Origin of the sequence: Flavobacterium succinicans LMG 10402 (assembly GCF_000611675.1) — a bacterium.
GTDB lineage: Bacteria > Bacteroidota > Bacteroidia > Flavobacteriales > Flavobacteriaceae > Flavobacterium > Flavobacterium succinicans.
On sequence record NZ_JATV01000006.1, the window covers coordinates 309,450 to 326,862 of the forward strand.

Below are 17,413 nucleotides of genomic sequence, written 5' to 3' on the forward strand. Positions count from 1 at the left end.
AAATTTGCTTATTATTTATCAGAATAGTTGTTTTTGTAACACAAAATATATTTCGGTTTTTAGTTAATTATTAATTCAGCATTGTTTATAATAAAAAAAGCTTCGTTTAAACAAACGAAGCTTTTTTTTTGTCTCAACCTATTACAAAAGATGGTTTTTTAATCCTTCATAATCCAAGAACACTTGTTCACCTGTACTTAGATTTTTCAAAGCAAACGTCTTGGATTCAATTTCTTGTGCTCCCAAAATCACGGCATAGCCAATACCTCTTTTATCTGCGTACTGCAATTGTTTTCCCATTTTTACTGCATCAGGATACAATTCTACTTTAATTCCTTCTGCTCTAAGCTTTTGAATGGTTTGCATTGCCACAAAAGCTTCGGTTTCGCCATAATTCACAAACAATGCTTTCGAAGTTGCCGACACAGTATCTGGGAACAATCCCAATTCTTCTACAACCAAATAAATTCGGTCTAAACCAAATGAAATCCCGACACCACTCATATTTTTCAAACCAAAAATCCCCGTTAAATCGTCATATCTTCCGCCACCACCAATGGAACCCATGGAAACAGTCTTAGGAGGAGCGATTTCAAAAATAGCTCCTGTATAATAATTCAATCCTCTGGCCAAAGTCACATCCAAATCCAATTGAGCTGTAGCTAATCCGAGTTGGGTTACTTTTTCGCAAATGAATTGTAATTCTTCAACACCTTTCATCCCTTCTACCGAAGCAGAAAGCAATTGTGACAATTGGTTGATTTTCTCTGCAATAGTTCCTGTAAAACTAAACAAAGGTTGCACTTTAGCAATCGCTTCTTCAGAAATGCCTTTTTCGATCATTTCTTTCTTTACGCCGTCTTCGCCAATTTTATCTAGTTTGTCCAATGCCACGGTAAAATCAATCAGCTTGTCCGAAGCGCCAATCACCTCAGCAATGCCAGATAAAATTTTACGATTGTTGATTTTGATGGTCACGCCTTCTAATCCTAAAGCCGTAAAAACGGTGTCATACAATTGTACCAATTCCACTTCTTGCCACAAGGATTTGGAACCTACCACATCGGCATCGCACTGAAAAAATTCTCTAAAACGTCCTTTTTGTGGACGGTCGGCGCGCCAAACGGGCTGAATTTGATATCTTTTGAACGGAAACTCAATTTCACTTTGGTGTTGCACCACGTAACGCGCAAAAGGAACGGTCAAATCATAGCGCAAGGCTTTTTCGGAAATACTCGCCGTCAATTTTAAACTGTCTTTGTTCTCTAAATGCGTCGCATTGGCTTTTGACAAATAATCGCCTGAATTCAAGATTTTAAAAATCAAGCGGTCGCCTTCTTCACCATATTTTCCCATCAAAGTATCTGAATTTTCAAACGATGGGGTTTCTATAGGTTGAAAGCCAAATTTCTCAAAATTGCTTTTTATAGTTTGTATAATGTACTGTCTTTTGGCCACTTCGGCTGGCGAAAAATCGCGTGTTCCTTTGGGTATACTGGGTTTCGAAGCCATTGTAAAATGAATTTTCAATTAAGATTGCAAATATCTTACTTTTTAAAAGAATTCCCATTCAAAAATAATGGGTTTATTACTATAGTGCATTTTTCTTGTAGCAACGCAGTCCTTTTGTGGATCTGTAACTATTCCGTTTTTAGGAGACATTAATTTGTCTCCAACTAAAGTTGGAGGGCTGGAATTTGAAAATTTTAAAGGCTTTAGCCAAAATTAGCTGCTTTTATTGGGCTAAAGCCAACACAATCCAACCTTAATAACTCCAGCTAAAGCTGGAGCCAATTGAAAACAAGCATAACTCCATCTAAAGCTGGAGCCAATTGAAAACAAGACAAGCTGGATATTTTTTTGAGAACAAAAGATGGAAATCCGTTCCTACAAAACAAATCGTTCCTAACCAACGGATTGAAATCCGTTGCTACAAAATAAATCGTTCCTAACCAACGAATTGAAATCCGTTGCTACAAAACAAATCGTTCCTAACCAACGGATTAAAATGCGTTGCTACAAAACAAATCGTTCCGAGGGAACTTGGAAATTATATAGAGAGCGACACGCTAAGTGATCTTGTTTCTTATGAGGTTATATGCTTATTTTACAAGAATTATTTTTTGAATCACCATAATTAAGTAAAAAACTTGAAATCTCACCTACCTCATCTTTTGAAAGACATGATGGAAAATAAGTAATATATTTCACAAGCTCATGTAGTCCGAGAATTTTCACGAAATGAAACTCTTCATTTGGTTTATTATTGATAAAAGTCACTATGTTTTTTATTGGAATTTTTCTGACTCCCCAATGATGTTTTTTTAATTTTTTTCTAGCTAAAATTTTTGAAAGCGCAAAATTAGTTCTTTTAACTTGCTGAATGGGTGAAAACAAATCGATGTTTTTAATAGAATTTTTACTCCAATTTTTCGTCTCAATTATAAAAACTCCTGCAGGAGCAATTAATACGTGATCTATTTGAATTGACTTTATGGCATCTTTACCATTCGAAAACAATATCGGTTTTTTGAAAGTACAAGAAAAATCATTAATCAAAACATAATCGTCCGATAATTTTGATAACTCTATTTGAACTTTATGTTCTCCAATAGCACCATAAATAAAATTCTTGATTTCTAATATCAAATCAAGCTTTCGTTCAAGGCTTTGTAAATCACTTGCACTACTTTGAATAACTGCTCGCTCAAAGTCAGTGCTTATAAAATCAAGGCGAATTGTTTTTTGCTTGAGTAAATTATTTTGCTTTCTTGTTAAAATGAAGAGGTGAATTCGATAAAAAATAGGAGCCGACCAAATTTTTGCCCAAAGCTTAATGTTTAAAAATAAATCTTTTAGAATCGAAATAAAACTCGAATTAGGTAAAAACAACAACTCAACTCTTTGATGAAGATCACTTAGTTTTTGGTTTAATTTTTCATTTTGTTCAAACTCGCAATTCGTAATTGCTTCGCTCAATCGCGGTATTTCATCTTCGAGAGTTTGACGTTCAGTTTGGATTGCCAACCTATGATCTTCAATAATTTGATGCTTAATAGCACTATAGTCATTTTCAAAGTTTAATAAATCGGTAATCGAATGGAACTCGTTAAGGTTATTTTGGATCAAATATTTTTCTATATGACTCAAAGCACCAATTGTATTATAAATTAAACACATTTTATAGAAATTATTATTACTGACTCTAACCCATCTAAAACACTACAATTACTTTTCTACTTGAACTTTATCGAAACAATAAAATAATGAGGAATATTAAAATGCTCCCCAAACTTCTCAGGTGCAATATCGGATTGTGCAACTTCACAATACGAACCTGAACCGTCTTTATATATAGTGGGGGTTATAATGGCAAAAACAGCATTTTTCTTTTGAAAATCAATAGTTACCTCTTTTTTACCACCAAAAAAGTCTTTTAATGCATATTCATCTGAATCGCTATACAACTTAAAGTAATACTTTTTACTCCCGAACTTCTTTCCTCTTATATAGGTTTTTAATTTTCCATCACTTAGCTTGAAAAAGAAACTTAAAGATTCGCTATTCGAGTCAATTTTAAAATAATCACTTTCTGAACTATCAAAAAGAGCACTAGTCTTAATGAGTTTACCATTTTTGAATTCTTCAAGACTCACTTCATAATGCTTTCCTTTTAGCTCTTCGCTTGCAAAGTTTAATCGCTCAGTGTAAATCTTCTCAAAATCCATTAAGTTTTGAATTTCTTGGTTTTCACTTCCATAACTGTTCGTCATTGTAATGGATTTTTGACTGTAATGCAGCTGCGATACACTAAACAATAAAAATAACAGGACTCTTTTTTTCATTTTTCTATTTTGGCTTTTGAATTAAGTAGTTATGGGTACGAGCGAGACGCTCGCACTAGCGGGAGGATAAGCTTTTTGAAAGGATTAGTATTCAATTCTAGTTTCTCCTTCAATTGATGAGTTCACTTTAGTTACAACTGAATTAGTAACCATTATGTTTCCATCCTGATTAATTTTTCTCTCTTGATACATTTCTACTTCTATTGAATAACGATTTGAAAAGTGTATTTGACCATTTAAAACTTTACTGCTAAAATCAAAATCATCCACAAGAAAGTTTATAATGCTATTATCGTAAAAGCCTTTCCATCTGAATTTACCTCTTTTTATAGCTGGAGATATAACATCAATTTTAACATTTTCTAATTCAAGTTTAGGAATTTCGTCTGAACCTAAAATAAATTTAGAAAATTGATTTCTTAATACTTTTCTTGATGTACCAACTGGTTTTTCATCATAAAGTCTTACAACATCGATATAATCAACTTTTTGATAATTATTTAATTTTTTATAAAGGTTTGATTTACGCCACGAAACTTTATAATTTTTATTTACTATTTCAACTGAATCAACTAGAGTTTCTTGGCTAATTTCTTCATTATCTTGTAAAAATTCTAGATTTAATTTTTCGAGTTCTTTTCTCTTTAATTCATTATCTAATTTCAAATTTTCTATTTGAAGGGTTGTTAACTCTTTATTTTCAATAGGAAACCGAGATATTATTATCGCTGCAATAGAAACTATTAAACTTATTTGAGCAGAATTTTTCCCAAGAAACTTCCAAGTTTCTTTAAATCCTCCTTCTTCTGCTGGTAAGGTTTCTAAATCAAGCTGAAGTCCGAGTGTTTCCGAGATTTCCTTAAAAATATAGAGTAATTCTTTTTCGCATTCATTTCTTAAGAGTGAATTGATTGAATGACTACTATCTCTAAAATAATAGTGAAACTGCAAACTATTAGACTTTTCTATTGGACTCATTATTTTTTTCTTTATTTCAAATTTAGTATGTCACTACCTATACATTTGCCCTAATCAACATTGCTTATAAAACTCCTAATAAGTTAATCTAACAAGCATAATACTTCCTCAAATATATCTTTTTTATATTCAAAAATAACATAAATCACATAAAATTTTCTTACAAAATTTAACCATTACTTACTGCTTGCTAAGCACTAATAACTGCCGACTTGCCTGCATGAGGGATGGGAGCGGCATCCTCTTGGGGCGGGGTTCGCCCCAAGAGATATAGCGTACAGCCCGGCCCCGAGGTGCAGGGAGTTGTGGTTGAGCAAAATCGTGTGCCTCGGGGGCATGCCCAAAATAGGATTTTAAAGTGTATTCAATTGCTGTTTTAGCAGGGCGACTTCGGTGGGGTTGGGAAGTTCGCTATCGTCGGTAATCGCAGCGGAATGGTAGTACACGGCTCGGGTGGTTTGGCTCAGCCAACGGGCATTGCTCGAACGCAATCCGCCTCCGGGCATCACCGTAATGCGGTCACCGGCGTGTGCGACCAATTGTTGTAGGAGGTCAGCGCCTTCGGTCACATTGGTGCGCACTCCAGACGTGAGGACGGTTTTGAAGCCACAAGCCGCTAACGTTTCTAACCCTTGCAGCGGGTCAGTGATACCATCGAAAGCACGGTGAAAGGTGCAAGGCAACGGCTGTGCCAAATTCACCAAAGCGGCATTGGCCTCGGTAGGAATGCTACCGTCGGGATAGAGAATGCCAAACACAAAACCATCGATGCCGAGATTTTTGAAAGTGGTAATGCTGTTTTTCATCGCTTGGAACTCGGTTTCGGTGTAGACAAAATCGCCTTCGCGTGGGCGAATCATCACGTTGAGCGCTACGGTGGTCAGAGCACGAGCGGCTTGCACCATTTCGAAGGGAGGTGTGATGCCTCCAGCGTCTCTGTCGAGACATAATTCGATTCTGTCGGCGCCATTTTCTTGGGCGATGGCAATGGCGTCTAAGCTAAAACAGGCGATTTCTAATTGGTTCATTTGATGTTGCATTTTTTTTTTACCATTAAGACATTAAGGTTCATTAAGGCTTCATTTTTAATGCGTGGCTTTTTTTACCATTAAGATATTAAGGTTCATTAAGGATTTATTCTATTTTAATGGGTGGCTTTTTTTTACCATTAAGACATTAAGGTTTATTAAGGATTTATTCTATTTTAATGGGTGGCTTTTTTTTTACCATTATGATATTAAGGTTCATTAAGGATTCATTCTATTTTAATGCGTGGTTTTTTTTTACCATTAAGATATTAAAGTTCATTAAGGATTTATTCTATTTTAATAGTTTAATTAATTATTCTTAATGATACACTGCATTGTTTTTATTTTTCACCTTTGAGTTTCTATCAAAACTTAATGGTTCTTAATGTCTTAATGGTTCAATTTAATTATTCTTAATAATACGCTGCATTGTTTTTATTTTTCACCTTTGAGTTTCTATCATAACTTAATGGCTCTTAATGGTTTAAATTAATTATTCTTAATGATACGCTGCATTGTTTTTATTTTTCCACCATTGAGTTTCTATCAAAACTTAATGGTTCTTAATGTCTTAATGGTTCAATTTAATTATTCTTAATAATACGCTGCATTGTTTTTATTTTTCACCTTTGAGTTTCTATCATAACTTAATGGTTCTTAATGATTTAAATTAATTATTCTTAATAATACGCTGCATTGTTTTTATTTTTCCACCATTGAGTTTCTATCAAAACTTAATGGTTCTTAATGTCTTAATGGTTTAATTATTTTTTTATTAAGTTATTTTAAAAAGTAGTTCGCATCGATGAGTTGGTTGCCTGAAGCATCGTGCACCGCATAATTGAATCCCCCTTGAATGCAATACGAGCCATACTCGCCTTGCTTGTTCAACGCAATAAATCCAACTTGGATGTCTTTGAGGTTTTTGCCACGGTTTTGGGTTAGTTTTACGATGCGCGCTACGGCTTCTTCGCAGGCTTTTTGTGGAGATTTTCCTTGTCGCATCAACTCAACCACCAAATGACAACCCGAAATACGCACCACTTCTTCACCATGGCCAGTGGCGGTGGCGGCTCCAATTTCGTTATCGACATACAAACCTGCTCCAATAATGGGCGAGTCGCCCAAACGACCGTGCATCTTAAACGCCATACCGCTAGTGGTACAAGCGCCAGACAAATCGCCGTGACTGTCTAAGGCAATCATTCCAATGGTATCGTGGTTTTCGATATTGGCAATGGGTTTGTATTCGCTGGTTTTGAGCCATTCTTTCCACTCTTTTTCGCTGGCTTCAACCAATAAATTTTCTTTGGTAAATCCTTGCGAAAGGGCAAACTGCAAAGCGCCCTCGCCTACCAACATCACATGAGGCGTTTTTTCCATCACAGCACGCGCCACCGAAATAGGATGCTTGATGTATTCCAAACAACCCACGGCACCAATATTGGCTTTTTCGTCCATAATACAAGCGTCGAGCGTGACACGTCCATCGCGATCAGGTCGGCCACCGTAACCTACACTGCGTTCGTTGGGATCGCCTTCGGGAATTTTGACCCCTGCTTCTACTGCGTCTAGGGCTTTTCCGTTATTTTTGAGAACTTCCCAAGCGGCAGCATTGGCTTGAAGGCCAAAACGCCAAGTGGACAATACTATAGGTTTTCGGATTTTGGAAGGGGTGCTCGTTGGCACTTCCTCTGCTGCAACAGTAAAAGACGGCAAAACCACAGCCGCAGAGGCTATGGTTGCTGTTTTTAGAAATTGACGACGGTTGTTCATATGTTTACATTTGAAACCTAAATTTACTACATTTCAGCTAATGTTTCGGCTAAAAATAAATTAGCCGCTCCCAACAAGGCCGCTTTTTCATTATCGTTAGAAATGGCAATGCTCGGTTGTAACCCATGCGCTGCAAAAAGAGATTGTAATTCTGGTAAGAAGAAATCCTTTCCATCGGCAATTTTTCCGCCAAAAACTAGGGCCTCGGCCTGAAATTCTTGTACTAATGGAAGTAAGACTGCGGCCAAATCTTTGCCAAATTCTTGGAAAGCAGCAATGGCCAAAGCGTCATTTCTAACTGCCAACTCATACAAATTCAAACCGTTTTGTACCGATTGGGACGCTTTGTTATTGTAGTTACGAAGCAATCCTCGGGCAGAAACATAATCTTCGGCCATCGTGTCTTTGTATGGAAGGTTGTAAATTTCGCCATCTTTGGGTACGCCCACAGCATGCAAGGCCACGTTGCCATGATCAATAAAGCAAGCGCCTAATCCGGTGCCAAGGGTAATGGCAATGACTTTTTTGTCCAAAAATGCTGGATTTTGGTACACCTCGCCAATCCCAAAACTATCGGCATCATTTTGAAAATACACTGGATAATCTGCCGGCAATTCCATTTTTTCACGTATCGCCTTCTTGACATCTACTCCGTAAAATTTTTCGTATTTCGATTGGTCTTTAATCCAACAAATCCCTTTTTCATAATCAAAAGGCCCTGGCATACAAAACGCCAATCCTTCAAGTTTTTGGACATCGGCTTTGGCAAAACAAGTATGAATTACTTTTTTCCAAAGGCTTAAAACCTCCTCTACTTCTTCATTCGAATCAAATGATTCTTTTACAATGGTGTTTGTATACACTGTTTTGGTCGTGGCATTGACCACAGCGGCTGTGATGTGGGATCCCCCAATATCTAAGGTGATTACATGTTTCATATCCGTATTCATTCTCGTTTCTAAATTAATTTTATAAAACCAACGGACTTTATGCCGTGACTACTTTATCGTTTACTGCTATCATCAATAGCTTTTTTTTTAAATTATTTAATTTGGGCGTTACCACAATTGCTTCTATCAACGGATTGAAATCCGTTGCTACAAAATTGCCGTTCCTAACCAACGGATTAAAATCCGTTGCTACAAAATTGCCGTTCCTACCCAACGGATTAAAATCCGTTGCTACAAGATTGGCCGTTCCTCCGGAACTTTATCTTAGTTATTGCCTTTGGCTTGATGTATGGCCTCGAGCATTCCGTTTTGGGGTTCGTCTAAGACCAATTCCCAAAACATGATACCGCCCAATTTCTTATCCCTAGCATAGTGCGTTTTGGCTTTTACCGAGGCTAGATCGTCGCCTGTGGCAAATAATCCCTCGGTTGCATTGTACCAATAAGGCGCTTTGGCTTTGGCATCCCAAAAATATTTCCATCCTTTTTCAGCTGTGAATTCGGTGGTGTATTTTTTAAAATTTACTCCACTAGTCGGAATCCCACTTTGATACAATCCGTTATTAATCGACTGGACTTGTTTCCAAACTCGGGTATAAAAAGCAGCGCCAATCACAATTTTGGCACTGGGAATTCCTAAATTCAGTAAATAATCCACCGCATGATCCGTAGCTTCTTCTCCTTCAAAAGTGCGATGCAATGGCGTATGATGTCCTGTAACTTTTGAATATCCATTCACTAAATCATAGCTCATTACATTCACCCGATCCAGCAATGGCATGATTTTTTTCCACTCGACCGATTGATCCAAATAGGTTTGAAAACCTCCCGCAGCAAAACTCAGCTCGTTTTTTGGTCCTAAAGCCTTGCGGAGTTCTTGCACCAAAGCGGTAAAATTAGCTTTATCTGCTTTTTGATAAGTGTGCCCTGGAAATCCTTCGATAGTGGGATATTCCCAATCCAAATCGAGACCATCAGTTTTGAAATACGCATTTACTTCTTTCACCGATTGAGCAAAAACAGCTCTTCCTTTCGGAGTCGAAAACACCTCCGAACAATCTGGACAACCACCCCAACCGCCCAAAGACAACATGACTTTGAGCTTGGGATGCTTGCTTTTTAAACTAACTAAATATTTTATGGTAATCGAATCTCTGGCGTTGTCTACTTGTAGTTTGCCGTCTTTTAAGTGACAAAAACTAAAAATAATATGCGATAATTGGCCGACATTGTACTGGTTAATTCCTTCCTTATCCCCTGTATAATAAGCAATAACATCCATTTGTGACTTTTTCTGAGCCAAAACAGAAAAGCTCATAAGAAGCAATAAAACACCTATTCTTTTTACTATATTTCTCATAATCAATATTATTTTATTACAATTCTCTACAAAAAACACGAGCAATAAAGGGATAAAAAACAATCTTCCTAACGGCTGTTGCTAGCAACGGATGACTACTCCGTTGCTATACAATCAACCTCTCTTAACAACAAACTAAAAACACATTTTCTCAACAACAGATTGAAATCCGTTACCAAAAAATGAATCATTCTCAACAACGGATTAAAATCCGTTGCTACACGATGCGGTGTTCTTACCCAACGGATTAAAATCCGTTGCTACAAAATCTATCGTTCCTCCTAACAACGGATTAAAATCCGTTGCTACAAAATTGGCCGTTCCTCCGGAACTTTTTTATTATATGTTTTTGTCTTTTAATAGATGAGGGTATTTAACGCTCACATCCATAATCAATTCGCCAAACAAGGTATTCGCCCATGCAAACCATTTTCGGGTAAATTGATGTACGTCGTCTTTATGAAACGATTCGTGCATGAAACCGGTATCGGCATTGGATTTGATCAAATTGCTCAAACACGCTTTTACTTCGTTTTCATCAATACTCGTCAACGCTCGGAGAATGATGCTCATCGGCCAAATGGTATCTTCGCCCGTGTGTGGTCCTCCTACTCCTTCGCCTGCTTTTCCTTTGTAGAAAAATGGATTATTATCTGAAAGGATAATTTTTCGGGTATTCAAATACAGTTCGCTTTCTGGTTTGATAGCGCCCAAATACGGTAAAGAGATCAACGAAGGTACATTGGCATCATCCATCATGTGGAAACTACCATAACCATTCACTTCAAAGGCAAGCACTTTTCCTAATTTAGGGTGATTCACAATACCGTGTTCTTCGAGTCCTTTGGTGACTTGCGCTTTCAATTCTTGCGCTTTGGTTGCCATTTCGGCATCTTTCAATCCAGGAGAAGAGAACATTTCTACTAAATTGCCTAATACTTCCACCGCAAACATATTACTCGGAATTAAGAATCCAAACAAAGTGCTATCATCACTAGGACGGAAGGTAGAAACAATCAGTCCACAAGGTTTTACGGGATATCCATATCCTGCCAAAGGCACGCCATCGGTCGCCCAAGCGGTATGACGTTGAAACGTATAAGGTCCTTTGTTTTCCCAACGTTGTTGTTCTTTGAACGTTTGTAATACTAAACGCATTGATTCTTTCCAATCTTTATCGAAAACGCTCAAATCGCCAGTTTGTTTCCAATATTGATACGCCAATCGGATTGGATAACACAAACTATCAATTTCCCATTTGCGCTCGTGAATACCGGGTTGCATCTTGGTCATGTCATTTTTCCATTCGCTCACTTCGTTGAAATCTTTATAAAAAGCATTGGCATAAGGATCCAACAAAATGCATTTGGTATGACGGTTGATTACCCCTTGAATCAACAGTTTTAGCTTTTCATCTTCTTTGATAAAAGGCATATAAGGCCAAATTTGAGCGGTACTGTCGCGTAACCACATCGCATCAATATCGCCAGTAATCACATATGTATCGGGTTTGCCATCGATCATTTCAAAATCAACCGTGGTATCTAAAGTATTCGGGAAACAGTTTTCGAATAACCAAGCCAATTCTGGATTAGCAATTTGTTTTTTCACTCGAACTATAGCGGCTTCAATGGCTTTACTGGTAAACTTTCTTTGTGCCAAAGGCGGACGTTGACTGATGAATTTCTTGTCTTTGGCTATATCAAAAATAGAATCAGAGTTCATGGCAAAAATTTGATTTTGCATGGCTAAAACTCCTGCGGTAAATAATCCCGAATTTCTAATAAATTTTCTACGTGATTGCATATCGTTTTATTTTTTGTTTAATGAATAAGAGTAAGGGAAACTAGCGGGAGTAGTTCCTCGTTTTTGGTCGGGAGTAGCCGTCATATTAAAATGCAGCGCTCCTCCTTTTAACAGATCAAAATGGTTGAGATAATTTTTATCATATTCCTTTTGGTCCCATTGCAAGGTTTTTACATATTTGTTTTCATCTGAATTTTCAGGAGCACTGATGGTCAATACTTTGCCGTTTTCAAATTCAATAGAGGCTTTGTTGAACAATGGCGCTCCAAGCACATATTCGTCTGAACCCGGACAAACTGGGTAAAATCCTAAAGCGGAGAATACGTACCAAGCCGACGTTTGACCGTTATCTTCGTCGCCACAATACCCATCTGGCGTTGGTTTGTACATTCTGTTCATCACTTCACGAGACCAATATTGTGTTTTCCAAGGTTGTCCGCTGTAATTGTACAGATAAATCAAATGCTGAATCGGCTGATTGCCATGTGCATATTGTCCCATGTTCATGATTTGCATTTCACGAATTTCATGAATCACGGCTCCATAATAACTTTCGTCAAAAACTGGAGGTAAATCAAAAACGGAGTCAAGTTTATCATTGAATTTTGTGGTGCCTCCCATTAAGTCGATCAAGCCCTGAATGTCATGAAATACACTCCAGCTGTAATGCCATCCATTGCCTTCTGTAAACGCATCGCCCCATTTGAAAGGGTTGAAATTTTTAGGGAAAGAACCGTCTTTGTTACGACCACTCATCAAATTGATTTCGGGGTTGAATAATTTTTTATAATTCATCATGCGAGATTCAAACATTTTGATTTCAGATTTTGGACGGTTTAAAGCTTTGGCCAATTTCCAAATCGTAAAATCATCATAAGCATACTCTAACGTTCTGGCCGCATTTTCATTGATTTTCACATCAAAAGGAACATAGCCAAGCGTGTTGTAGTACTTCACCCCTTTTCGTCCGGTAGCGTCTGGGCCTTCGTTGTTGGCTCCTTTTAGAAGCGCTTCATACAAGGTGTTGATGTCGTACCCTCGTAAACCTTTCAAGTACGCATCAGCCACTACAGAAGCAGAATTGTTCCCCACCATACAATCGCGGAAACCAGGGCTAGACCATTCTGGCAAAAATCCGCCTTCTTTGTAGGCATTGATCAATCCTTCTTGCATTTCTTTATTGATCGATGGGTAGACCAAATTCAACAAAGGATATAAGGCTCTAAACGTATCCCAAAATCCTGTTCCTGCAAACATATACCCCGATTGTACGGTACCGTTAAAAGGACTGTAGTGTACAATGGCGTTGTTAGCGTCCATTTCATATTGTTTTTGAGGAAAAAGAACGGTGCGGTACAAACAAGAAAAAAACGTATTTCTTTGCGTTTCATCTCCACCTTCAATTTTTACTTTTCCTAAAGTTGTGTTCCAAATGGCTTTAGAATCAGCTACTACTTTTTCGAAAGAATCGTTTTTTAATTCGCGAGACAAATTCAATTCAGCTTGTTCAAAACTGATAAAAGAAGACGCTACACGAACGTTTACTTTCTCTCCTTTTTGGGTTTTAAAACCTACTACAGCTCCTGAATGATCGGCTTTCATTTCTAAAACATCTTTAACCAAGCCGCTTTTATTCCAAGTATGTTGGTAAGCAAAGGCTTTGTCAAATTGTAAAACGAAATAGTTCTTAAAATTACTCGGTACGCCGCCACTATTGCGCGTGGTATACCCAATCACTTTGTTTTGTGAAGGAATGATTTTGATATAAGAACCTTTGTCAAAAGCATCAATCACAATAGAAGATTGGTCATTTTTGGGAAAGGTGATTTGAAAATGAGCCGCTCTTTCAGTGGCAGTCATTTCGGTAGTTACATCATAATCGGCCAAATAGACACTGTAGTGATGGGGTTTCACGCTTTCGGCTTTATGACTAAACCAAGACGCACGTTCGTTTTCATTCACTACAATTTTACCCGTGGTAGGCATAATCGAAAATTGCCCATAATCGTTGATCCATGGCGAGGGTTGATGGGTTTGCTTGAACCCTCGAATTTTATCGGCATTGTACGAATACATCCAGCCATCTCCCATTTTTCCGGTTTGAGGTGACCAAAAATTCATGCCCCAAGGTCGGGCGATTATAGGATAAGTATTTCCATTGGAAAGGGCATGAGTAGATTGTGTTCCCATTAATGGATTGACATGATCTACAGGATCTGCGCCCTTATTTTGGGCTATTGTCAAAAGGGAGGACCATAAAGTAAGGCTTAAAAAGATTTTTTTGTAATTCATTGCTGCTATTTTATCAAGAACCTAAACCTGTTCCTGTGTTGTTAATGAGTCTCAATATTATAGTGTGACTTTAATAAGAATTGGGGTATGATCAGACAATTGTGTCTGATTTAAGGTCTCGGCAAGTACCCCATATTTTTGAACATTCACCGAAGGGCTCACCATAAAATAATCAATCAGTATACGCTTTTCGAAAGGGATTTTGCCAAAATCATGAAACGTCCATTGCGGGCCATATACTACTTTTGCTTTGTTCTTTGCGTCAAACAAAGGTGTTCTGCTATCGTTTTTCAATAAGGATTGAATAATGCTGGATTCAGGAGTTGCATTGAAATCACCCATCAAAATAACTGGAAAATTGCTGCTCAATTGGTCAATCTTGGTTTTAATCAATGCCACGCTTTCTTGACGAGCAACTTGGCCTTCATGATCGAAATGGGTGTTGATTACAAAAACTTTTTTACCCGATTTCTTGTCTTTCAACTGTACCCAAGTAGCGATGCGTTCGCAAGCAGCATCCCAACCTTTGGATGGAAGTGTCGGAGTCTCGCTTAACCAAAAGTAACCTGATTGGAGCAATTGAAATTTGTTTTTATTGAAAAGAACAGGACTAAATTCACCTTTTACTTTCCCATCTTCTCGCCCTACTCCAATGGCTTCATACTCGGGAAATTCTTTTTTGATGTCTGCTAATTGATGTGCTAAGACTTCTTGCAATCCCAAAACATCGACCTCGTTGTAACGAAGCATTTTCAAAGCATTGTCTTTCCGATTTTGCCAACTGTTGGCTCCGTCATTAGGATTATCATATCGAATATTGAAAGACATGATCGTATAATTAGACGTTTTGGCGTTTTGCGCATTTCCTAAAAAGAAGGCCAAAGCAAAACAAATACTACTGATTATTTTCTTCATAATTTTCGAATTTAGTGTGGTGTCTCTATTTTTAAAAATCCTACCACAAATTGTGTGTGTTCAGCTTTAAAATTAAGTTTCAAAAAATGTAAACCATTAAGATATTAAGATCCATTAAGTCTTTATTCGCTCAATATCTTAATGACTATTTTTTATCAACCTTCACCATTCATGGTTGAACATTATCTAAAGCGGTCTATCTGCTTTGGCTACCCCAAAAGTGGCAGAAGGTTGGCTACCCATAAACAATTTCAGTTCGCCACCTTTGGCAATCATTTCGTGCGTGAGGTATGATTTTGTGTACGGTTTTCCATTCCATTCTGCTTTTTGAATGTAAATATTCGTAGCCGAATTATTAATAGCATTCATGGTAAAAGCTTTCCCTTTAGGATTTTGAATGGTGGCTGACTGTACCAAAGGACTACCCATAACATAAATTCCGTTTGAAGGATTAACACTGTAGAATCCCATAGAAGACATAATGTACCAAGCCGACATTTGTCCTACATCTTCATTCCCGCAAATTCCATCGGGTTTGGTGGTGTAAAATTTGTCAAAAACTTCACGAACAATTTTGGCCGTTTTCCAAGGTTGTCCCACGTAAGCATATAGGTAAGGAATATGATGACTCGGTTCGTTTCCTTGAGCATATTGCCCAATCAAACCAGTAATATCTGGAGAAACTTCTTCACCTTCGAGTACTTCAGGAAGTTCGAACAATTGATCGAATTTTTTCAAAAATGGTGCTTCTCCACCAAACAAATCAATCAAACCATACGGATCATGAGGCACCAACCAAGTGTATTGCCAAGCATTTCCTTCAACATAATCGTCTTTTCGGTGTGAAGAAGCCAAAGGATTAAATGGGGTTCTCCATTCGCCATTGGCTAATTTCCCTCTCATAAATCCTGTTTCTGGATCAAAATAGGCTTTGTACAATTGGGCTCTTTTTGAAAAATATTCATAATCGGCTTGCTTATTCAACGCTTTAGCCATTTGAGCCACGCCCCAATCGTCAATAGCATATTCTAAAGCATTGGCTACGGATTCTAGTTGAGAATCGGCAGGAATGTATTGCAGTTTTTGTACATAATCCATTCCTGCTCTGGTTTGCATGGCCGTGGTTTTGATGGCTTCGTAGGCCAAATTCACATCATAATCACGGAAGCCTTTTAGATATGCATCCACAATTACAGCTATGGAGTGATTCCCATTCATACAATCGGTTTCATTTCCCATCAAATGCCAAACAGGCAAGCGACCTTGTTGTTTGTAAATGGCCAAAAAGGACTGAATGATATCATTAATTTTTTCAGGTTGCATGATGGTATACAAAGGATGCAACGCGCGGTAGGTATCCCACAACGAAAAAGTAGTGTAATTGGTAAAATTCTGTTTAGTATACACTTTTTTGTCTGTACCTAAATAATCGCCATTGGCATCATTAAAAATAGAAGGTGCAAACAAGGTGTGATACATGGCGGTATAAAACACTTTTTTGGTGTTCAAGTCGGCACTGATTTTTACTTTACTTAATTCTTTGTTCCAATGGGCATCGGCTTGTTGGACCACTTTATTAAAGTCCCAATGCGGTGCTTCGGCTTTTAAATTATCTAAGGCATTGTCGTAGCTCACGGGTGAAATTCCAACTTTAACTAATACTTCTTTATTTTTTAAAGAGGCAAAATCAATCACAGCTTTTACTCTTACGCCCTCCAATTCTGTTCCTGCTTTGGGTGTAACCGCATCGTACAACTCCATTTTACTGATGGGTTGCGAAAAAGTCATGGCAAAATAAACTCTTTGATCCTTTGCCCATCCTTCGGAAAGTCGGTAACCAACAATGGTCGTTTCGTTAATTTTTTTGACAAATGTTTTCATCGGTTTATCCCAGCCCACACCATCGGCTAAGTCCACCAAAACGTGCGCATCGTTGTTGGTAGGAAACGTATATTTATGAAATCCGACGCGTTTCGTTGTAGAAAGTTCTGCCTTGATGTTGTATTTGTCCAAGACCACACTGTAGTATCCTGGCTTTACAACTTCTTTCTCATGAGAGAAAAAAGAACCATAGCCGTTCATGTTTTCTTTGGTGATTTTGGTCAAAGGCACTTTTCCGGTAACAGGCAATACCAGAATATCATTCAAATCGCCAATTCCTGTTCCGCTTAAATGCTGATGCGTAAATCCAACAATGGTATTGCTTTGGTAATTGTAGCCACTGCACCAATCCCAACCTTCGAAAATATTCACAGGTCCTAATTGTACAGCTCCCAAAGGTACATTGGCTCCCACAAAAACATGTCCATGACCTCCAGAACCAATATATGGATCTACAAATTGCGTTAGGCTTTGTTTTTTGGATAACGGTTTACTTTGAGAAAATCCCAATTGAAAAACCAGCAACAAGGCCATCCCAACTATTCTACTCTTATTCTGTCCCTTAAACTTCCTCATAATCTTC

At 37.8% G+C, this 17,413-nt stretch carries 12 protein-coding genes; all 12 read right to left on the reverse strand.

Annotated features, from left to right (window positions below):
- Positions 1-141 precede the first annotated feature (141 nt).
- Entirely contained in the window at positions 142-1,512 is a 1,371-nt protein-coding gene (hisS, locus tag AO58_RS0107915; protein WP_024981196.1) for a histidine--tRNA ligase, read from the reverse strand.
- Between the two features lie 582 nt (positions 1,513-2,094).
- On the reverse strand, positions 2,095-3,180 hold the full coding sequence (locus tag AO58_RS0107920; RefSeq protein ID WP_024981197.1) for a nuclease-related domain-containing protein: 1,086 nt from the start codon (positions 3,178-3,180) through the stop codon (positions 2,095-2,097).
- A 56-nt stretch (positions 3,181-3,236) separates the two neighbouring features.
- The gene (locus AO58_RS0107925) at positions 3,237-3,845 is read right to left on the reverse strand and encodes a hypothetical protein (RefSeq protein WP_024981198.1); all 609 of its coding nucleotides are present in this window, start codon (positions 3,843-3,845) and stop codon (positions 3,237-3,239) included.
- Between the two features lie 84 nt (positions 3,846-3,929).
- Complete coding sequence (locus AO58_RS0107930) at positions 3,930-4,823, reverse strand: hypothetical protein (RefSeq protein WP_024981199.1); 894 nt, start codon at positions 4,821-4,823, stop codon at positions 3,930-3,932.
- Positions 4,824-5,176: 353 nt separating this feature from the next.
- Positions 5,177-5,851 (reverse strand): copper homeostasis protein CutC, encoded by a 675-nt coding sequence (locus AO58_RS0107935; RefSeq protein ID WP_024981200.1) that lies wholly within the window; start codon positions 5,849-5,851, stop codon positions 5,177-5,179.
- Between the two features lie 780 nt (positions 5,852-6,631).
- Complete coding sequence (locus AO58_RS0107940) at positions 6,632-7,627, reverse strand: isoaspartyl peptidase/L-asparaginase family protein (protein ID WP_024981201.1); 996 nt, start codon at positions 7,625-7,627, stop codon at positions 6,632-6,634.
- Between the two features lie 26 nt (positions 7,628-7,653).
- Positions 7,654-8,565 (reverse strand): ROK family protein, encoded by a 912-nt coding sequence (locus tag AO58_RS0107945; protein WP_244530701.1) that lies wholly within the window; start codon positions 8,563-8,565, stop codon positions 7,654-7,656.
- A 276-nt stretch (positions 8,566-8,841) separates the two neighbouring features.
- A complete protein-coding gene (locus AO58_RS0107955) occupies positions 8,842-9,936 on the reverse strand; it encodes a glycoside hydrolase family 18 protein (RefSeq protein ID WP_035717461.1) in 1,095 nt (364 codons plus the stop codon).
- A gap of 339 nt (positions 9,937-10,275) precedes the next feature.
- Positions 10,276-11,742, reverse strand: coding sequence for a glycoside hydrolase family 125 protein (locus AO58_RS0107960; RefSeq protein WP_024981204.1), 1,467 nt, complete (start codon positions 11,740-11,742; stop codon positions 10,276-10,278).
- Positions 11,743-11,748: 6 nt separating this feature from the next.
- A complete protein-coding gene (locus tag AO58_RS0107965; RefSeq protein WP_024981205.1) occupies positions 11,749-14,034 on the reverse strand; it encodes a GH92 family glycosyl hydrolase in 2,286 nt (761 codons plus the stop codon).
- A 57-nt stretch (positions 14,035-14,091) separates the two neighbouring features.
- Positions 14,092-14,949, reverse strand: coding sequence for an endonuclease/exonuclease/phosphatase family protein (locus AO58_RS0107970; protein ID WP_024981206.1), 858 nt, complete (start codon positions 14,947-14,949; stop codon positions 14,092-14,094).
- 186 nt (positions 14,950-15,135) lie between these two features.
- A complete protein-coding gene (locus AO58_RS0107975) occupies positions 15,136-17,406 on the reverse strand; it encodes a GH92 family glycosyl hydrolase (protein WP_024981207.1) in 2,271 nt (756 codons plus the stop codon).
- Positions 17,407-17,413 lie beyond the last annotated feature (7 nt).

Bases quoted from the DNA above. Each gene is read 5' to 3' on its own strand.
- hisS (WP_024981196.1), bottom strand. From the start codon at position 1,512: ATGGCTTCGAAACCCAGTATACCCAAAGGAACACGCGATTTTTCGCCA.
- AO58_RS0107920 (WP_024981197.1), bottom strand. From the start codon at position 3,180: ATGTGTTTAATTTATAATACAATTGGTGCTTTGAGTCATATAGAAAAA.
- AO58_RS0107925 (WP_024981198.1), bottom strand. From the start codon at position 3,845: ATGAAAAAAAGAGTCCTGTTATTTTTATTGTTTAGTGTATCGCAGCTG.
- AO58_RS0107930 (WP_024981199.1), bottom strand. From the start codon at position 4,823: ATGAGTCCAATAGAAAAGTCTAATAGTTTGCAGTTTCACTATTATTTT.
- AO58_RS0107935 (WP_024981200.1), bottom strand. From the start codon at position 5,851: ATGAACCAATTAGAAATCGCCTGTTTTAGCTTAGACGCCATTGCCATC.
- AO58_RS0107940 (WP_024981201.1), bottom strand. From the start codon at position 7,627: ATGAACAACCGTCGTCAATTTCTAAAAACAGCAACCATAGCCTCTGCG.
- AO58_RS0107945 (WP_244530701.1), bottom strand. From the start codon at position 8,565: ATGAAACATGTAATCACCTTAGATATTGGGGGATCCCACATCACAGCC.
- AO58_RS0107955 (WP_035717461.1), bottom strand. From the start codon at position 9,936: ATGAGAAATATAGTAAAAAGAATAGGTGTTTTATTGCTTCTTATGAGC.
- AO58_RS0107960 (WP_024981204.1), bottom strand. From the start codon at position 11,742: ATGCAATCACGTAGAAAATTTATTAGAAATTCGGGATTATTTACCGCA.
- AO58_RS0107965 (WP_024981205.1), bottom strand. From the start codon at position 14,034: ATGAATTACAAAAAAATCTTTTTAAGCCTTACTTTATGGTCCTCCCTT.
- AO58_RS0107970 (WP_024981206.1), bottom strand. From the start codon at position 14,949: ATGAAGAAAATAATCAGTAGTATTTGTTTTGCTTTGGCCTTCTTTTTA.
- AO58_RS0107975 (WP_024981207.1), bottom strand. From the start codon at position 17,406: ATGAGGAAGTTTAAGGGACAGAATAAGAGTAGAATAGTTGGGATGGCC.